15 protein-coding genes, 1 tRNA gene and 1 pseudogene are annotated in these 16,045 nt (G+C 61.2%); 16 read left to right on the top strand and 1 reads right to left on the bottom strand.

Translation table 11 applies throughout. The features are described from left to right. Positions 1–160: 160 nt before the first annotated feature. Together B0O95_RS12725 and B0O95_RS12720 are read left to right on the top strand one after the other, a co-directional pair. Positions 161–943 (top strand): SDR family oxidoreductase, encoded by a 783-nt coding sequence (locus B0O95_RS12725; protein WP_104078203.1) that lies wholly within the window; start codon positions 161–163, stop codon positions 941–943. Then, entirely contained in the window at positions 943–1,356 is a 414-nt protein-coding gene (locus B0O95_RS12720) for an acyl-CoA thioesterase (RefSeq protein ID WP_104078202.1), read from the top strand. Before B0O95_RS12725 ends, B0O95_RS12720 begins: the two co-directional genes overlap by 1 nt. A 105-nt stretch (positions 1,357–1,461) precedes the next feature. On the opposite strand, the pseudogene B0O95_RS12715 reads toward B0O95_RS12720, so the two are convergent. Continuing rightward, a pseudogene (locus B0O95_RS12715) lies at positions 1,462–1,854 on the bottom strand (helix-turn-helix transcriptional regulator). 227 nt (positions 1,855–2,081) lie between these two features. Between B0O95_RS12715 and B0O95_RS12710 the strand changes: the two are divergent. The 14 genes from B0O95_RS12710 (at position 2,082) to B0O95_RS12640 (ending at position 15,582) form a co-directional block, all read left to right on the top strand. Continuing rightward, positions 2,082–2,780, top strand: a complete 699-nt coding sequence (locus tag B0O95_RS12710; RefSeq protein ID WP_104078201.1) for a CoA transferase subunit A — start codon at positions 2,082–2,084, stop codon at positions 2,778–2,780. A 19-nt stretch (positions 2,781–2,799) separates the two neighbouring features. Continuing rightward, on the top strand, positions 2,800–3,441 hold the full coding sequence (locus B0O95_RS12705) for a CoA transferase subunit B (protein WP_104078200.1): 642 nt from the start codon (positions 2,800–2,802) through the stop codon (positions 3,439–3,441). A gap of 155 nt (positions 3,442–3,596) precedes the next feature. Next, positions 3,597–4,529, top strand: coding sequence for an alpha/beta fold hydrolase (locus tag B0O95_RS12700; RefSeq protein ID WP_104078199.1), 933 nt, complete (start codon positions 3,597–3,599; stop codon positions 4,527–4,529). A 52-nt stretch (positions 4,530–4,581) separates the two neighbouring features. After that, on the top strand, positions 4,582–4,935 hold the full coding sequence (locus tag B0O95_RS12695; RefSeq protein ID WP_104078198.1) for a RidA family protein: 354 nt from the start codon (positions 4,582–4,584) through the stop codon (positions 4,933–4,935). Between the two features lie 57 nt (positions 4,936–4,992). Further along, positions 4,993–7,218 (top strand): RelA/SpoT family protein, encoded by a 2,226-nt coding sequence (locus tag B0O95_RS12690; protein ID WP_104078197.1) that lies wholly within the window; start codon positions 4,993–4,995, stop codon positions 7,216–7,218. Positions 7,219–7,379: 161 nt separating this feature from the next. Next, positions 7,380–7,456 (top strand) — tRNA-Val (locus B0O95_RS12685). A 249-nt stretch (positions 7,457–7,705) separates the two neighbouring features. After that, positions 7,706–9,613 (top strand): threonine--tRNA ligase, encoded by a 1,908-nt coding sequence (gene thrS / locus B0O95_RS12680; RefSeq protein WP_104078196.1) that lies wholly within the window; start codon positions 7,706–7,708, stop codon positions 9,611–9,613. A 48-nt stretch (positions 9,614–9,661) separates the two neighbouring features. Next, entirely contained in the window at positions 9,662–10,186 is a 525-nt protein-coding gene (infC, locus tag B0O95_RS12675; protein ID WP_076785117.1) for a translation initiation factor IF-3, read from the top strand. 203 nt (positions 10,187–10,389) lie between these two features. After that, positions 10,390–10,587: a 50S ribosomal protein L35 gene (rpmI, locus tag B0O95_RS12665; protein WP_041753359.1), complete on the top strand. Its 198-nt coding sequence runs from the start codon at positions 10,390–10,392 to the stop codon at positions 10,585–10,587. A 28-nt stretch (positions 10,588–10,615) separates the two neighbouring features. Then, complete coding sequence (gene rplT / locus B0O95_RS12660) at positions 10,616–10,975, top strand: 50S ribosomal protein L20 (RefSeq protein WP_013434982.1); 360 nt, start codon at positions 10,616–10,618, stop codon at positions 10,973–10,975. 145 nt (positions 10,976–11,120) lie between these two features. Next, the gene (gene pheS / locus B0O95_RS12655) at positions 11,121–12,143 is read left to right on the top strand and encodes a phenylalanine--tRNA ligase subunit alpha (protein WP_104078233.1); all 1,023 of its coding nucleotides are present in this window, start codon (positions 11,121–11,123) and stop codon (positions 12,141–12,143) included. A gap of 24 nt (positions 12,144–12,167) precedes the next feature. After that, positions 12,168–14,636, top strand: coding sequence for a phenylalanine--tRNA ligase subunit beta (gene pheT, locus B0O95_RS12650; protein WP_104078194.1), 2,469 nt, complete (start codon positions 12,168–12,170; stop codon positions 14,634–14,636). A 57-nt stretch (positions 14,637–14,693) separates the two neighbouring features. After that, positions 14,694–15,095: an integration host factor subunit alpha gene (locus B0O95_RS12645; RefSeq protein WP_041753362.1), complete on the top strand. Its 402-nt coding sequence runs from the start codon at positions 14,694–14,696 to the stop codon at positions 15,093–15,095. Between the two features lie 73 nt (positions 15,096–15,168). Next, positions 15,169–15,582, top strand: coding sequence for a MerR family transcriptional regulator (locus B0O95_RS12640; RefSeq protein WP_104078193.1), 414 nt, complete (start codon positions 15,169–15,171; stop codon positions 15,580–15,582). Positions 15,583–16,045: the final 463 nt, after the last annotated feature.

Below are 16,045 nucleotides of genomic sequence, written 5' to 3'. Positions count from 1 at the left end.
TCCTCTCCGTTAGAATGCGTTTTAGTCGGGTGCCATTGTCCGGGAAGCGACCGGGGGCCGCAACCAAAGGACGGTGAATTAGCACGATCGTTCTATTTATGATAACGTATCGCGCATCGTGCGATACGGTCTGTTCTATCCACCTGAACAAGGAATTCCAATGGGTCGTTCGATCAATCTTGAAGGCAAGGTCGCGCTGATCACCGGCGCGTCGAGCGGCCTGGGCAAGCGTTTCGCGCAGGTGCTGTCGGGCGCGGGCGCGAAAGTGGTGCTGGCGAGCCGCCGCACCGAGCGTCTAAAGGAGCTGCGCGCCGAGATCGAGGCGTCAGGAGGCGCGGCGCACGTGGTCGCGCTGGACGTGACCGACTATGGCAGCATCAAGGCTGCGGTCGCGCACGCCGAAACCGAAGCGGGCACGATTGATATCCTGGTCAATAATTCCGGCGTATCGACGACGCAGAAGCTGGCCGACGTGACACCAACCGACTTCGAATACGTGTTTGGCACCAACACGCGCGGCGCATTTTTCGTGGCGCAAGAGGTCGCCAAGCGCATGATTATGCGGGGCAATGGCGCAGCGGGCGCGAAGCCATGCTACCGGATCATCAACATTGCATCGGTTGCCGGCCTGCGTGCGTCGCCGCAAATTGGACTGTACGCAATGAGCAAGGCCGCCGTCGTGCATATGACCAAGGCGATGGCGCTCGAGTGGGGACGTCATGGCATCAATGTCAATGCGATCTGCCCCGGTTACATCGATACAGAGCCCAACCACCATCAGTGGTCCACGGAGCACGGGCAGAAGCTGCTCGCGATGCTGCCGCGCAAGCGGATCGGCACGCCGGAGGACCTGGACGGGTTGTTGTTGCTGCTCGCGGCCGACGAGTCGCAATTCATCAACGGCTCGGTGATGGCCGCCGATGACGGATTGGGGTTAGTCTGATGTCTTCCGACGTGTATCGCCACGCGTTCGAGATGGTGTTGCCGATCCGCTGGGGGGACATGGACGCGTTTCAGCACGTGAACAACGTCGTCTATTTCCGTTATATGGAACAGGTGCGGGTCTCGTGGTTCGAGACGTTAAGCTTGCCTGTGCCGGATGAGAACGGGTGTGGCCCGGTGATCGTGAGCGCGCACATGAATTTTCTGCGCCAGCTGCGCTATCCAGGTGACGTACGGGGTACGATGCGGGTCGGTAAGCCGGGACGCAGCAGCCTGGACTCGCGCTTCGAATTGACGCGCACCGACGCACCCAACGAGCTTATCGCGCAAGGGGGCGCAAAGATCGTTTGGGTCGATTACGACGCGGGCAAGTCGGTGCCATTGCCCAAGGCGCTGCTCGCAGCGCTCGAGTAGTCGCGCTGGGTGGGGCGAGCCCCCGCGCGCTACCTGTGTTCAGGGGACGCGCGCCACTCAGCCGGCTTTCGACCCGTGGAGCAATCGGCAATTCGCCCGGTGTGCTCAGCCGAGCAACCGCTGGACTAGTTTAGTCGCGTTGCCGGTGCCGTACTTGTGCATCAGTTGGGCGCGTTAGATGTCGACGGTGCGCGAGCTGATGTCCAGTGCGCGGCCGATTTGCTTGCTGGTCTTCCCCATGACCCATTACGCGGCGATCTCGCGCTCGCGCGGCGTCAGTTCGATGGCTACGCGGCGCGTCTCGCTCAATTCTTCGAACGTCCAGACGCCAGTGCCATGTGGCGCTAGCCGGTCCAGCGAGCGGCCGATCAGCGATCCGCGCGTCTGCCGGAAGATCGCACACAGCTGCTCGTTGCAATCCTCGATCACGCGCTCGCGCGACAGCACGAGGCCGATCGACGCGAGATGGAACGCAGTTTGGTAAGCTAGTTTAAGCATCGGTTGTCGGCCACGTACGCCGGCATGCCGCGGCGAGCGCCACAGCCGCCGCGCACGGTACCGACGACGGTTCCGTGCGGTGCTGATGTACTTTTGCGTATTGTGCCGTAACATCCGCTCAGCGTAACCTTAGCGCACCCGATTTGGCGTCGTGCCGCGGCCGTAGCACCGGACCCGGCGTAGCACCCGCACCGAAGCGGGACATCCATAGAGGAAGGGACAGCGACATGAACAAGCTTTATCCGAGCGCCCAGGCGGCGCTGGCGGACATCGTCAAGGACGGCCAGAAGTTCGCGGTTGGCGGTTTCGGCCTGTGCGGGATCCCCGAGGCGCTCATCGCCGCGCTGCGCGATTCGGGCGTCAGGGGCATCACCTGTATCAGCAACAATGCGGGCGTGGATGGGTTCGGACTGGGCCTGCTGCTTGAAACGCGACAGATTAAGAAGATGATCTCGTCGTACGTGGGCGAGAACAAAGAGTTCGAGCGCCAATACCTAGCAGGCGAATTGGAACTGGAGTTCACGCCGCAAGGCACGCTGGCCGAGAAGTTGCGCGCCGGTGGCGCCGGCATTCCGGCCTTCTTCACCAATACCGGTTACGGCACGGTGATCGCCGAAGGCAAGGAGACGCGGCAGTTCGGCGACAACCACTACGTGCTCGAGCGCTCATTGACCGCCGATGTCGCGCTCGTCAAGGCTTGGAAGGCCGACAAGGCGGGCAATCTGATCTATCGCCGTACCGCGCGCAACTTCAATCCGATGTGTGCGATGGCGGGCCGGATCACGGTCGCTGAAGTCGAGGAGATCGTCGAGACCGGCGAACTCGACCCGGATGCGATCCATACGCCCGGCATCTTCGTGCAACGGCTGGTGCTCAATGCCCACCCGGAAAAGCGCATCGAACAACGCGTCGTGCGCCAAAAATAAGCGCGCAAAGGAGACTGAAATGGCCTGGAACCGAGATGAAATGGCGGCGCGCGCTGCGCAGGAACTGCAAGACGGCTTCTATGTGAACCTGGGGATCGGACTGCCGACGCTGGTTGCCAACCATGTACCGGACGGCATCGAAGTGTGGCTCCAATCCGAGAATGGATTGCTTGGCATCGGTCCGTCGCCGACCGAAGACGAAGTCGATGCGGATCTGATCAACGCCGGCAAGCAGACGGTGACGACATTGCCCGGCTCTTCAATTTTCTCGTCTGCCGACTCGTTTGCGATGATTCGCGGTGGGCACATCAACCTGGCGATCCTGGGCGCGATGCAGGTCAGCAAGGGCGGCGACCTCGCCAATTGGATGATCCCCGGCAAGATGATCAAGGGCATGGGCGGCGCGATGGACCTGGTGGCCGGCGTCAAGCGGGTGGTCGTGCTAATGGAGCACGTGGCCAAGGGCGACCAACACAAGATCCTCGAACAATGCACGCTGCCATTGACCGGCGTCGGTGTTGTGGACCGCATCGTCACCGACCTGGGCGTGATCGACGTGACCGACGCCGGCCTGAAACTGGTCGAGATCGCGCCTGGCGTGAGCATCGAGGAAATCCAGCGCAAGACCGGTGCGCCGCTCAACGTGAGCGCGCTCACATAGTCTGGACGACAGCCGCGGCGCGGTGCGCCCGCGCCGCAGTACTGCGGCGGATCGCGGCCGCGTGGGCGTCGGCCAATCGGCCATTGTGCACGGAGCCGGCGGGCTGCGTGCACAAAGCACGCTAAAATTGAGTCGTTACGTTTCAGGATACGTCGATGCCGGCTCCGTCTGCTTTGCCCGACCCGTGTACGCCGCGTCAGGGCTTCGTGCGCTGTATCAGTCCCACCGGTCTGCACCGGATCGCCTACACCGAATGGGGCGACCCGTCCAATCCGCGCGTGCTGGTGTGCGCGCATGGCCTGACCCGTACCGGCAGGGATTTCGATGTGCTGGCCAGCCGCCTCGCGGACCGTTTTCGCGTCGTGTGCCCCGATGTCGCCGGTCGTGGGTTGTCCGACTGGCTCGACAATGCGCAGCAGTACGCACTGTCTCAGTACGTGTCGGATATGGTGACGCTGATTGCCCGGCTGAATGTCGAGACCGTGGATTGGTTCGGCACGTCGATGGGCGGCATGATCGGCATGGTGCTGGCCGGGCTGCCGAACAGTCCGGTGCGCAAGCTGCTGCTCAACGACGTCGGGCCGACGCTGGAGCCGGATGCGCTGCACCGGATTGGCGAGTACGTCGGCAACGCGCCGAAGTTCGATACCGAGCAGCAGGCGTACGATTATCTGGCCTCGATCTTGGCGGGGTTCGGTCCGCATACGCCAGACGAGTGGCGTGCGTTGAACCGGCCGTTACTGCGGCATCATGCCGGCTCATGGGTGCTGCACTATGACCCGCGCATCGCGGTGCCGTTCAAGGCCAGCAAGGCGGAACTCGCGAGTAGCGGCCAAGCGTTGTTGTGGCGCGCCTTTGAGGCGATTTCAGGGCCTACGCTGGTGGTGCGGGGCGAGCAGTCCGACCTGTTGTCGCGCGAGACCGTCGAGGCGATGCAGCAGCGTGGCCGCCAAGTGTCGGCCGCCGAGATTGCCGGCGTCGGCCATGCACCTACGTTTGTGCACGACGAGCAGATCGCGATCGCCGAAGCATTCTTTTGCGGCGGCGAGCCGGCGCTCGCGCATCGGCCAGCGCCGACGCTGCAATGAGCCGCGCGCGATGGCGCGCGCCTGATTTCATCGACTTCACAGGATATTGACTATGGCAGTGCAACGTTTTCATGTCGGTCCCCGTTTATCCGAAATTGCCGTGCACAATGGCACCGTCTACCTGGCCGGTCAGATCGCCGAGGATACGAAGCAAGACATTACCGGACAGACGCGCGAAGTGCTCGGCCACGTCGACCGGCTGCTCGCGCAGGCCGGCAGCGACAAGTCGCTGATTTTGTCGACGCAGATCTATCTCTCCGACATGGCGAATTTCGCTGCAATGAATGACGTGTGGGACGAATGGGTGCCCAATGGCAATACACCGCCGCGTGCCACTGTGCAGGCCAAGCTCGCCAATCCGGAATGCCTGGTCGAAGTCGTGGTGTTTGCCGCGCAGCGAAGCTGAGCGTTTCCCGTATTATCGCGCCGTGCGGCAGTCGCCGGCGTCGTACTGGTTTGATAGATGAGTCCCGAATCCGAAACCCGCGCCCAGTCGCCGACAGCGACGCTTGACGACGCGCTTGCCTTTGTGCAGGAGCACGCCAGTGGGGTGCGACTTGGGTCGGGCGAGAGGCTCGTTGAGCACGCGCAGGGCACCGCGCAGATCGTCAATACGCTGAACGTCGATCTTCCGTCATCCGTGGCGGCGGCGCTATTCCCGGTGATTCCCTACCTGAGCGAACCGGAACGCTTGCTGCGCGAGCGTTTCGGCGAAGACGTGCTGCAACTGGTCACGGATGTGCGTAAGCTGCTGCGGCTCGGCGTGATTGGCATTCAGGCGACGACACCCGATAGCGACATGGGCCGCGACGCGCAGGCGCATCGTCGCGCCCAGGTTGAGGCGCTGCGCAAGATGCTAGTGGCGTTTGCGCAGGATATCCGCGTCGTGCTGATCCGGCTCGCGTCGCGGCTGCAGACGCTGCGCTTCTATGCGGCGCACAAGCTGACGCCGCCGGCGGGGTTGCCGCGCGAGACGCTGGAGATCTATGCGCCGCTTGCGAACCGCCTCGGCATCTGGCAACTGAAATGGGAGCTGGAGGACCTCGCGTTCCGTTTCGAGGAGCCGGCGACCTACAAGCGTATCGCGAAGTTGCTCGACGAACGGCGGGTCGAGCGTGAATCGTACGTGCGCGATGCGATCGCGCGCCTGAAGCGTGAACTCGCGGCGGCGAACATCGATGCGGACGTGAGCGGACGTCCTAAGCACATTTACAGCATCTGGCGCAAGATGCGCGGCAAAAAGCTCGAGTTCTCCGAGCTCAACGATGTACGCGCGTTCCGCGTGATCGTGCCGGACGTCAAGGACTGTTATACAGTGCTCGGTATCGTGCACAACATCTGGCAGCCGGTGCCCCGCGAGTTTGACGACTATATATCCCGGCCGAAGCCCAATGGCTACAAGTCGTTGCATACGGTGGTGATCGGCGATGACGGCCGGGCATTTGAAGTGCAGATCCGCACGCACGACATGCATCATTTTGCCGAATATGGCATTGCCGCGCATTGGCGCTACAAGGAGGCGGGAACCCGCGGATACGATGGTCAATTTGCCGCCAGCGACAAGTACGACGAGAAGATCGCGTGGCTGCGGCAGTTGCTTGCGTGGAAGGATGAAGTATCGGGCAGCGACTCGACGTCGCAACCGTGGGAGCAACTGCGACAGACGCCGCTGGACGACCATATCTACGTGCTGACGCCTCAGGCGCGCGTGGTGGCGCTGCCGCAGGGGGCGACGCCGGTCGATTTTGCCTATTACGTGCACAGCGAACTCGGGCATCGATGCCGGGGCGCTCGCGTGGACGGGGCGATGGTGCCGTTGAACACGCCGCTGCAGAACGGGCAGACGGTCGAGATCGTCGCGGTCAAGCAGGGGGGGCCGTCGCGTGACTGGCTCAATCCCCAACTGGGCTACCTGCATAGCGCGCGCGCCAAGCAAAAGGTGCGGGCGTGGTTCAACGCAATCGAGTTGCAGGAGACCGTCGCATCGGGCCGGGCCGCTGTCGAAAAGACGCTGCAACGCGAGGGGCGCACGTCGGTCAATCTCGAGGAGCTGGCTGCGAAGCTCGGCTTCAAGACGCCGGACGAGCTGTTCCTGCAGGTTGGCAAGGACGAACTTAGCCTACGCTCGGTTGAGCAGGCGCTTCGCGATGCGCCCGCCGCGGAGCCGTCTGGGCTAGAGCCCGCGAACTTTAAGCGGCGCAGCAGCGGCGCTAGTGTTGCGTCTGGGGCGTCGACCGGCGTGCTGGTCGTGGGCGTCGACGCGCTGCTCACGCAACTGGCGAAATGTTGCCGGCCGGCGCCTCCCGACGAGATCGCCGGCTTTGTGACGCGCGGCAAGGGAGTATCGATCCATCGCAGTGATTGCGCCAGCTTTTTGCACATGGCCGCGCGCGTGCCGGAGCGTGTGCTGCATACGGCTTGGTCCAACGACGTGCTCAGCGGCCGCGGCCAAAGCGTCTACCCAATCGACTTGGCGGTCGAAGCCGTCGATCGCCAGGGGTTGCTGCGCGACATCACCGAGGTATTCGCACGCGAGAAGATTAATCTGGTTGGCGTGAAGACCCAGACGCGCCGCAACGTTGCGTATATGCAATTCACTGTGGAGGTGTCCAACAGCGCGCAGGTGCAGCGTGCCGCCACGCTACTCGGCGATGTGCAAGGCGTGGTCCGGGCGAAGCGGCGTCAATGACGCCGACGAAGGGGAGGGCTCGCCGCGTCGGTGCCCCTCGCGTCGGCGTGGGGATCGCGTTGGTCCAAGCCATCGCATCGCATAAAAGGCTCGCATTGCATAACCCCCTGTAGAAACCACTTGGCAACAGATGAAAACCTCCCTATAATCACGGTTTCTTCAGGCTCGTAGCTCAGCTGGTTAGAGCACCACCTTGACATGGTGGGGGTCGTTGGTTCGAGTCCAATCGAGCCTACCAACGAATATGGATTCTTAGCAGAATCCAATGCAGGACAAAAGGCCGCTCATCAGCGGCCATCGGGCGAAATGGTTATGACACCGCGAACGTTGACCGGGACTTTTTCGGGGCGACGCTAGTCGAGGACCTGTTTCGACCTTTGTTTTGTGTTGAATTTGAAATGCGGCCCTCGATAGGGCCGCATTTTTTTTGGCCTTGTTTCCGGCCCCCGACTTAACCGTACATGGCACGGCGCCAGGAGAGAACGCAATGATTTCGGTACGACTGCCCGATGGCTCTATCCGGCAATACGATCATCCGGTGACGGTGGCCGAAGTGGCCACGTCGATCGGTCCGGGTCTGGCGAAGGCGGCGCTTGGCGGCAAGGTCGATGGCGAACTCGTGGACACGTCGGCTGTGATCCAGCGCGACGCCAATGTCTCGATCGTCACGGATAAGGACCGGGAAGGGCTCGAGATCATCCGCCACTCGACGGCGCACTTGCTCGCGTATGCGGTCAAGGAGCTGTTTCCGCAGGCCCAGGTGACGATCGGGCCGGTCGTGGACAACGGGTTCTACTACGATTTCGCTTATCATCGCGCGTTCACGCCCGAAGACCTGCAACAGATCGAGCAGCGCATGCACGAGCTCGCCAAGAGGGACGAGCCGGTGTCGCGGCGCGTGGTGTCGCGCGATGAGGCAGTCGAGTACTTCAAACGCATCGGCGAGCGCTACAAGGCCGAGATCATCGAGTCGATTCCGCAAGGCGAGCAGATCAAGCTATATTCGCATGGCGGCTTTACGGACCTGTGCCGTGGACCCCATGTGCCATCCACGGGCAAGCTCAAGGTGTTCAAGCTGATGAAGCTGGCCGGCGCGTATTGGCGTGGCGATTCGAACAACGAGCAACTGCAGCGGATCTACGGCACGGCGTGGGCGCGCAAAGAAGACCAGGACGCGTACCTTCACATGCTCGAAGAGGCCGAGAAGCGCGACCATCGTAAGCTGGGCAAGCAACTGGACTTGTTCCACTTGCAGGAGGAGGCGCCCGGGCTCGTGTTTTGGCACCCGAAGGGCTGGACGCTGTGGCAGCAGGTCGAGCAATACCTGAGACGCCGGCTCGACGAGGCCGGCTACCTCGAGGTGAAGACGCCGATGATCATGGATCGTTCGCTGTGGGAGCGCTCCGGCCACTGGCAGAACTATCGAGACAACATGTTCACGACGGAGTCGGAGAAACGCGACTACGCGATCAAGCCGATGAACTGTCCGGGGCATGTGCAGGTGTTCAATCACGGCCTTCGTTCGTACCGTGACCTGCCGCTGCGTTTGGCCGAGTTCGGTTCTTGCCACCGCAACGAGGCCTCGGGCGCGCTGCATGGCCTGATGCGGGTGCGCGGGTTCGTGCAGGACGACGCACACATCTTCTGCACGGAAGATCAGGTGATTGCCGAGTCGATCGCGTTCAATTCGCTGGCGATGAGCGTGTACAAGGACTTTGGCTTCGAGCACATCGACATCAAGCTGTCGCTGCGGCCGCAGCAGCGCGCGGGCACGGACGATACGTGGGACCGTGCAGAACAGGGTCTGCGTGAAGCGCTGGCCGCGTGCGGCCTGCAGTGGCAGGAGCTCGATGGCGAGGGGGCGTTCTATGGTCCGAAGGTCGAGTACCATATCAAGGATGCGCTCGGGCGATCGTGGCAGTGCGGCACGCTGCAATTGGACTTCGTGTTGCCGCAGCGCCTTGGCGCGGAATATGTGGCCGAAGACAATAGCCGTCGCCGGCCGGTGATGCTGCACCGGGCGATTGTCGGTTCGATGGAGCGCTTCCTGGGCATCCTGATCGAGCACCATGCTGGTGCCATGCCGCTGTGGCTGGCGCCGTCGCAGGTCGTGGTGATGAATATTGCGGAAAGTTCTGCCAATTACGCGAACGTTGTTGCCCAAACATTGAAAAAACAAGGGCTTAGGGCGAGCGCCGATTTGCGTAACGAAAAGATTAGCTATAAAATACGAGAACACGCGCTCGAAAAAGTCCCGTATCTGGCAGTCGTCGGCGACAAGGAGCGTGATGCGCAAACGGTAGCCGTGCGTGCCCGTGGCGGCGTCGACCTGGGCGTGATGCCAGTCGAAGCCTTCCTCGACCGCCTGCACAATGAAGTGCGGGTGTTTGGGTGAGCCATCAGCAGCGCGGCTAGTTTTTTGAATTTTTAGAGGAAACGTAACATCGCTACTGATAAGTCGTCGCATCGCATCAACGGTGAAATTAGCGTGCCGGAGGTGCGTCTAGTTGGGGTCGATGGGGAACCCATCGGCATCGTGAAGCTGGCCGAGGCGTTCCGTTTGTCGGAACAGCACGATGTCGATCTTGTCGAGATTGCTCCGCATGCACAGCCGCCGGTGTGCCGCCTGATGGACTATGGCAAGTTCAAGTATCAGGAAGCCAAGAAGCAGCACGAGGCGAAGCTCAAGCAGAAGGTGATCCAGGTAAAGGAAGTCAAATTTCGCCCGGGCACCGATGACGGGGATTACAACGTCAAGCTGCGCAACCTGACGCGATTCCTTGAGGAGGGCGACAGGACGAAGATCACGTTGCGTTTCCGTGGGCGTGAGATGGCGCACCAGGAAATCGGCATGCGGATGCTGGATCGTCTGCGCCAAGATCTAGACGAATACGGTCAGGTCGAGCAAATGCCGAAGATGGAAGGCCGCCAGATGGTGATGGTGCTGGCGCCGAAAAAGAAGAAGTGATGGGCGTGCGTTGCGCGCGCGGCACGCTGCCGCTTGCGATGCGACGCGCGATGCAGGTTTCGAAGGCGGCCGGTACGGCGTCTTCCGAAAAGACGGCGCGTGACGCGATCGCAACGCGCGCCGATGACAAGTGGTCCCTGGGTTTCACAAGGGCGGAGCGTTCAGCCGCACACCCGTGGCCATAAAAAACTGGAGTGGTAGCAATGCCTAAGATGAAGACCAAGAAAAGCGCGTCCAAGCGCTTTGTCGTGCGTCCGGGCGGTACCGTCAAGCGCGGTCAGGCCTTCAAGCGTCACATCCTGACGAAGAAAACGACGAAGAACAAGCGCCAGCTGCGTGGCAGCACGGATGTCCACGCGTCGGACGTCAATTCCGTTCGCGCGATGATGCCTTTCGCGTAACCCTGAATCGAACTCATAGGAGAGAAACATGCCTCGAGTCAAACGTGGGGTTACCGCACGGGCCCGTCACAAGAAGATCATCAACCTTGCGAAGGGTTATCGCGGCCGTCGCAATAATGTGTTCCGCATCGCGAAGCAGGCGGTTATGCGTGCCGGTCAGTACGCATACCGCGATCGCCGCAACAAGAAGCGCGTGTTCCGCCGCTTGTGGATTGCGCGTATCAATGCAGCGGCGCGGCAACACGATATCACCTACAGCGTGTTCATGAACGGCTTGAAAAAGGCGTCGATCGAACTCGATCGCAAGGTGCTTGCCGACATGGCCGTGTTCGACAAGGCTGCTTTTGCCGCCATCGTGGCGCAGGTGAAAGCCGCCGTTGCCCGCTGAGCGCAAGGACAGTCGGTGCCGGGTCGGTCGTATCGCGCCCATGGGGCCGTACGCCGACCCGCAGACTTGAACGGGGGCTCTTGCTGGAGCCCCCGTTTTTTTGTTGGCCGCAAGCTTTTTTGATCCACTGACAGACGTTGAAATGATGGGATCTTCCGATCTTGAGCAGATCGTCGCCGACGCGCAGCGCGCCTTTGCGGATGCTGCGGACACCGTGACGCTCGAAAACGAAAAGGCGCGCTTCCTCGGCAAGGCCGGTGCGTTAACCGAATTGCTGAAGGGCTTAGGCAAGCTGGACCCGCAGGTGCGCAAGAGCGAGGGTGCTCGCATCAACGTCGCGAAACAGCAGGTCGAGGCGGCATTGAACGCGCGTCGACAGGCACTCGCCGATGCGTTGATGAATCAGCGGCTGGCGGCCGAGGCGATCGACGTGACGCTGCCCGGGCGCGGCACGGGCGTGGGCAGTCTGCATCCGGTGATGCAGACGTGGGAGCGCGTCGAGCAGATTTTTCATTCGATTGGCTTCGACGTGGCCGACGGTCCGGAGATCGAAACCGACTGGTACAACTTTACCGCGCTGAACAGCCCCGAGAACCATCCGGCGCGCTCGATGCAGGACACGTTTTATCTCGACGCGAAGGACGCGCAAGGCAGGCCGTTGTTGCTGCGCACGCATACGAGTCCGATGCAAGTGCGGTATGCGCGGATGAACAAGCCGCCGATCAAGGTCATCGTCCCCGGGCGCACCTATCGTGTCGACAGCGATGCGACGCATTCGCCGATGTTTAACCAGGTCGAGGGGCTGTGGATCGACGAGAACATTAGCTTTGCAGACTTGAAGGGCGTCTACACGGACTTCCTGAAGAAGTTTTTCGAGCGCAACGATATCCTCGTGCGTTTTCGTCCATCGTATTTCCCGTTTACCGAACCGTCCGCCGAGATCGACATGAGGTTCGAGCACGGCAGAAACGCCGGGCGCTGGCTCGAAATTTCCGGCTCGGGGCAGGTGCATCCGAACGTGGTACGCAACATGGGGCTCGACCCGCAGCGCTATATTGGCTTTGCTTTTGGCAGCGGACTTGAGCGACTGACGATGCTGCGCTACGGCGTGGACGACTTGCGCGCGTTTTTCGAGAACGATCTGCGTTTCCTGCGCCAGTTTGCGTGACCCGACTTTCCTTATCGATACCCCATGCAATTTGCTGAATCCTGGTTAAGAAGCTTTGTTGATCCGCAATTGTCGACTGAGGCGCTGTCGCATGCGCTGACGATGGCGGGTCTCGAGGTCGAGGCGTTGGCGCCGGTGGCGCCGCCGACATCGAAGATCGTTGTCGGCAAGGTGCTCGAGGTCGTCAAGCATCCGAATGCCGATAAGCTGAACGTGTGTCAGGTTGACGTGGGCATGGGACAGACGTTGACGATCGTGTGCGGTGCGCCGAATGTGGCACCCGGCATCAAGGTGCCGACCGCGCTGGTCGGCGCGACGCTGCCGCCCGCGGAAGCGGGCGGTGCGCCGTTCAAGATTAAGCTGTCGAAGCTGCGCGGCGTCGAAAGCCAGGGCATGCTGTGTTCGGCTCGCGAACTGAAGTTGTCAGACGACCACAGCGGACTGTTGGTGTTGCCGGACGATACGCTGATCGGACGCGACATCCGCGACGTGCTGCAGCTCGACGACATGATTTTCGACATCAAGCTGACGCCGAACAAGGCCGATTGCTTATCGGTGTTCGGTATCGCACGCGAGACGGCTGCAATTACCGGTGCGCCACTCAACGCGCCGTCCTACCACCCTGTTCCGGTCACCTGCGACGCGCGGTTGCCGGTGCGTATCGAGGCGCCGCAGCTTTGCGGACGGTTCTCCGGCCGCGTGATCCGCAATGTCGATGCGCGGGCCAGCACGCCTGCATGGATGGTTCAGCGGCTCGAGCGAGTGGGTCAGCGCAGCATTTCGGCGCTCGTCGACATTTCGAACTATGTGATGCTCGAGCTCGGGCGTCCATCACACATATTCGACCTGGATAAGATTAACGGCGGCTTGCACGTGCGCTGGGGCAAGCGCGGTGAGACGCTGAAGCTGCTCAACGGTAATACGATCGAGCTGGACGAAACGGTCGGCGTGATCGCGGATGATCAGGGACGTGTCGAAAGCCTGGCCGGTATCATGGGCGGTGACAGTACCGCGGTGACGCTCGATACGCGGCATATCTATTTGGAAGCGGCATTTTGGTGGCCGGACAGCATCCGTGGCCGCGCCCGCCAATACAACTTCTCGACCGATGCTGCGCATCGCTTCGAGCGAGGCGTGGACTACGCGACCACTGTTGAGCACATCGAGTACCTGACGCACTTGATCACGACGATTTGCGGTGGCGACGCTGGCCCGGTGGACGACCATATCGTCAACCTACCGCAGCGCAAGCCCGTCTCGATGCGGGTGTCGCGGGCAAACCGGATCATTGGCGTGCCGATCGATGCGAACGAGATTGCCAGCATCTTCACGCGTTTGAATCTGTCGTTCGAGCGTGCGGCGGACGGCGACACGTTCATTGTGACGCCGCCAACCTACCGTTTCGACATCGACATCGAGGAGGACTTGATCGAGGAGGTCGCTCGCATCCACGGATTCGAAAAGATCCCGGCGCGTCCGCCGATGGCGACGAGCGAGATGCGGGTGACGAACGAGACGCGGCGCTCGATCCATGCGTTGCGTCGTGCGCTAGCGGCACGCGACTACGCGGAAACGGTCAATTTCAGCTTTGTCGATGTCGAGTGGGAACGGGATTTCGCCGGTAACGAGCGGCCCGTCGCGCTACTCAACCCGATCGCGAGCCAGCTGTCGGTGATGCGTTCGACATTATTCGGCAGCTTGGTCGGCGTGTTGCAGCATAACCTGAATCGGCGTGCGGAGCGCGTGCGCGTGTTCGAGGCTGGGCGGGTCTTTCGCGCGGACCCGGCGGTGAAGGAAGGCGAATTGACGGTAGAAGGCTTTGCCCAACCTAAGATGATCGGTGCGCTGGCCTATGGTCCGGTCGTCGACGAACAATGGGGGGTATCGGCGCGACATGTTGATTTCTTTGATGTGAAGGGCGACGTGCAGGCGCTGTTTGCACCGACGGTGCCTCGCTTCACACGGGCCTCGCATCCGGCGTTGCACCCGGGGCGCAGTGCGCGGATCGAAATCGATGGTCGCATTGTCGGTTGGATCGGCGAGTTGCATCCGCGTTGGATGCGAAAATACGATCTTCCGCATGCACCAGTACTGTTCGAGGTCGAGGCTGATGCGGTGGCCGGGCGTGCATTGCCGGGCGTGACTGAGATCTCGAAATTCCCGCCGGTGCGTCGTGACATTGCGTTGGTCGTGCCGCAGCATGTCGAAGTCCAATCGATCATCGATGAGTTTGCGCAGGCTCGGGGCGACAACGATGCACTTCGGTTCATGCAAAAAATGGTGCTATTTGACGAATTTCGGCCGAAATTCGACGCGAAGCAAACCGGTTCTGGTGCTGTTTCGGGGGGGCTCTCGGCTGACGAGAAAAGCCTTGCGTTCCGAGTAACCTTGCAAGATACTGGCGGGACCCTTCAGGACGAGACGGTTGAGCTCGCCGTCAAAACCCTGGTGGAACGCTTGGCTCGAGTCTTTGGTGCGAGGTTGCGCGGCTAAATCGAATCCGATTTGCCCGAAAGAAATCAGAGGCTACTCTTATATGATAAGCATCCAATGAACTCGAGTGAATTCGAAGCACTTCTGTCTGCGCAACGCAGTGCGATGAGTCGCGATAATCCGGCCTACAGCAATCCGGTTTCATCCGAGACGCCGACGTTGACAAAAGCCGAGTTGGCCGAGTTGTTGTTCGATCAGGTCGGTCTGAACAAGCGCGAGGCAAAAGACATGGTCGAAGCGTTCTTTGAGGCAATCCGCGATGCGCTCGAAAACGGTGAGAGCGTCAAGCTATCGGGGTTCGGCAACTTCCAGTTGCGCGACAAGCCGCAACGTCCGGGACGCAATCCGAAGACCGGCGAGGCTATCCCAATCGCGGCACGGCGCGTGGTGACTTTCCATGCGAGCCAAAAGCTGAAGGCGCAGGTCGAGTCCGGCGCTGCGAACCTGCAGTCACGCTGAACGTAGCCACGTCAAGGTCCGCTCGTGCTTAGCCCCCCGACGCATTCAAGACCGACATGACGAGCGTGTGACGATGGACAAAGTCACGTTGCCCCCGATACCCGCGAAGCGGTATTTCACGATCGGTGAAGTCAGCGAACTGTGCGGCGTCAAACCGCACGTGCTCAGATATTGGGAGCAGGAATTCACGCAGTTGAGGCCGGTCAAGCGCCGCGGAAACCGGCGCTATTATCAGCATCATGAAGTACTGTTGATCAGGCGGATCCGGGAGCTGTTGTATGAGCAAGGATTCACGATCAACGGTGCGCGCAACCGGCTCGATTCACACGGTGCGCTGTTGCCGGACGAGCCGGGCGGTGCAGTCCCGCTGCCGGGCGAGGCGGGCGTGCCGCCAGCGGATCCTCGGCTTGTTGCCGTCGATGTGGATGCACTGCGCGACGAAATCCGACAGGTGATCGTTCTACTGACGGACGGTAAGCGATCGTGACCTGTCGTTCTTTGCTTACTGATTCACGCGATATGCGTGTCTCTGATTCGTCGTGGTTCGGGGCGGCTACCATGCCCTTAGATCGCTTCCGAAATTCATTCACGAAGCGCGCTAACCGTTCGTGACGCGGCTTGGCCAGGCGCTGAGACCTTCCGGCGTTTTAAAATGGGCGGAGAGCTTTAATAGCTTCGTGTGAAAGTGATCAAGCGCGTATCGCGCCTCGTCCAGTAGCCGGAATTGTGCGTGCGGATCGGCGTGTGCATGTGCATAACGCTGCGATCCAATGCGTCCAGCGACGTAGAGGCATCGTGCGATACTGAGTCGGCAGGACGCGTGCCTGCTCGAGCTTTTTCGCAGTTACTTTTGTACTGACTTGCGCGCTTGCAGCGGCTTCGTTGCGGTCTGTTGTGACGAGACTGCACGGCTGGTGTTGGCGGCAAGTTCGCCGTTCTTCAGCGGCGGT

It is taken from the genome of Mycetohabitans endofungorum (genome assembly GCF_002927045.1).
GTDB lineage: Bacteria > Pseudomonadota > Gammaproteobacteria > Burkholderiales > Burkholderiaceae > Mycetohabitans > Mycetohabitans endofungorum.
This window is presented reverse-complemented; position numbering and strand designations above follow the sequence as displayed.

Bases quoted from the DNA above. Each gene is read 5' to 3' on its own strand.
- B0O95_RS12725 (WP_104078203.1), top strand. From the start codon at position 161: ATGGGTCGTTCGATCAATCTTGAAGGCAAGGTCGCGCTGATCACCGGC.
- B0O95_RS12720 (WP_104078202.1), top strand. From the start codon at position 943: ATGTCTTCCGACGTGTATCGCCACGCGTTCGAGATGGTGTTGCCGATC.
- B0O95_RS12710 (WP_104078201.1), top strand. From the start codon at position 2,082: ATGAACAAGCTTTATCCGAGCGCCCAGGCGGCGCTGGCGGACATCGTC.
- B0O95_RS12705 (WP_104078200.1), top strand. From the start codon at position 2,800: ATGGCCTGGAACCGAGATGAAATGGCGGCGCGCGCTGCGCAGGAACTG.
- B0O95_RS12700 (WP_104078199.1), top strand. From the start codon at position 3,597: ATGCCGGCTCCGTCTGCTTTGCCCGACCCGTGTACGCCGCGTCAGGGC.
- B0O95_RS12695 (WP_104078198.1), top strand. From the start codon at position 4,582: ATGGCAGTGCAACGTTTTCATGTCGGTCCCCGTTTATCCGAAATTGCC.
- B0O95_RS12690 (WP_104078197.1), top strand. From the start codon at position 4,993: ATGAGTCCCGAATCCGAAACCCGCGCCCAGTCGCCGACAGCGACGCTT.
- thrS (WP_104078196.1), top strand. From the start codon at position 7,706: ATGATTTCGGTACGACTGCCCGATGGCTCTATCCGGCAATACGATCAT.
- rpmI (WP_041753359.1), top strand. From the start codon at position 10,390: ATGCCTAAGATGAAGACCAAGAAAAGCGCGTCCAAGCGCTTTGTCGTG.
- rplT (WP_013434982.1), top strand. From the start codon at position 10,616: ATGCCTCGAGTCAAACGTGGGGTTACCGCACGGGCCCGTCACAAGAAG.
- pheS (WP_104078233.1), top strand. From the start codon at position 11,121: ATGGGATCTTCCGATCTTGAGCAGATCGTCGCCGACGCGCAGCGCGCC.
- pheT (WP_104078194.1), top strand. From the start codon at position 12,168: ATGCAATTTGCTGAATCCTGGTTAAGAAGCTTTGTTGATCCGCAATTG.
- B0O95_RS12645 (WP_041753362.1), top strand. From the start codon at position 14,694: ATGAACTCGAGTGAATTCGAAGCACTTCTGTCTGCGCAACGCAGTGCG.
- B0O95_RS12640 (WP_104078193.1), top strand. From the start codon at position 15,169: ATGGACAAAGTCACGTTGCCCCCGATACCCGCGAAGCGGTATTTCACG.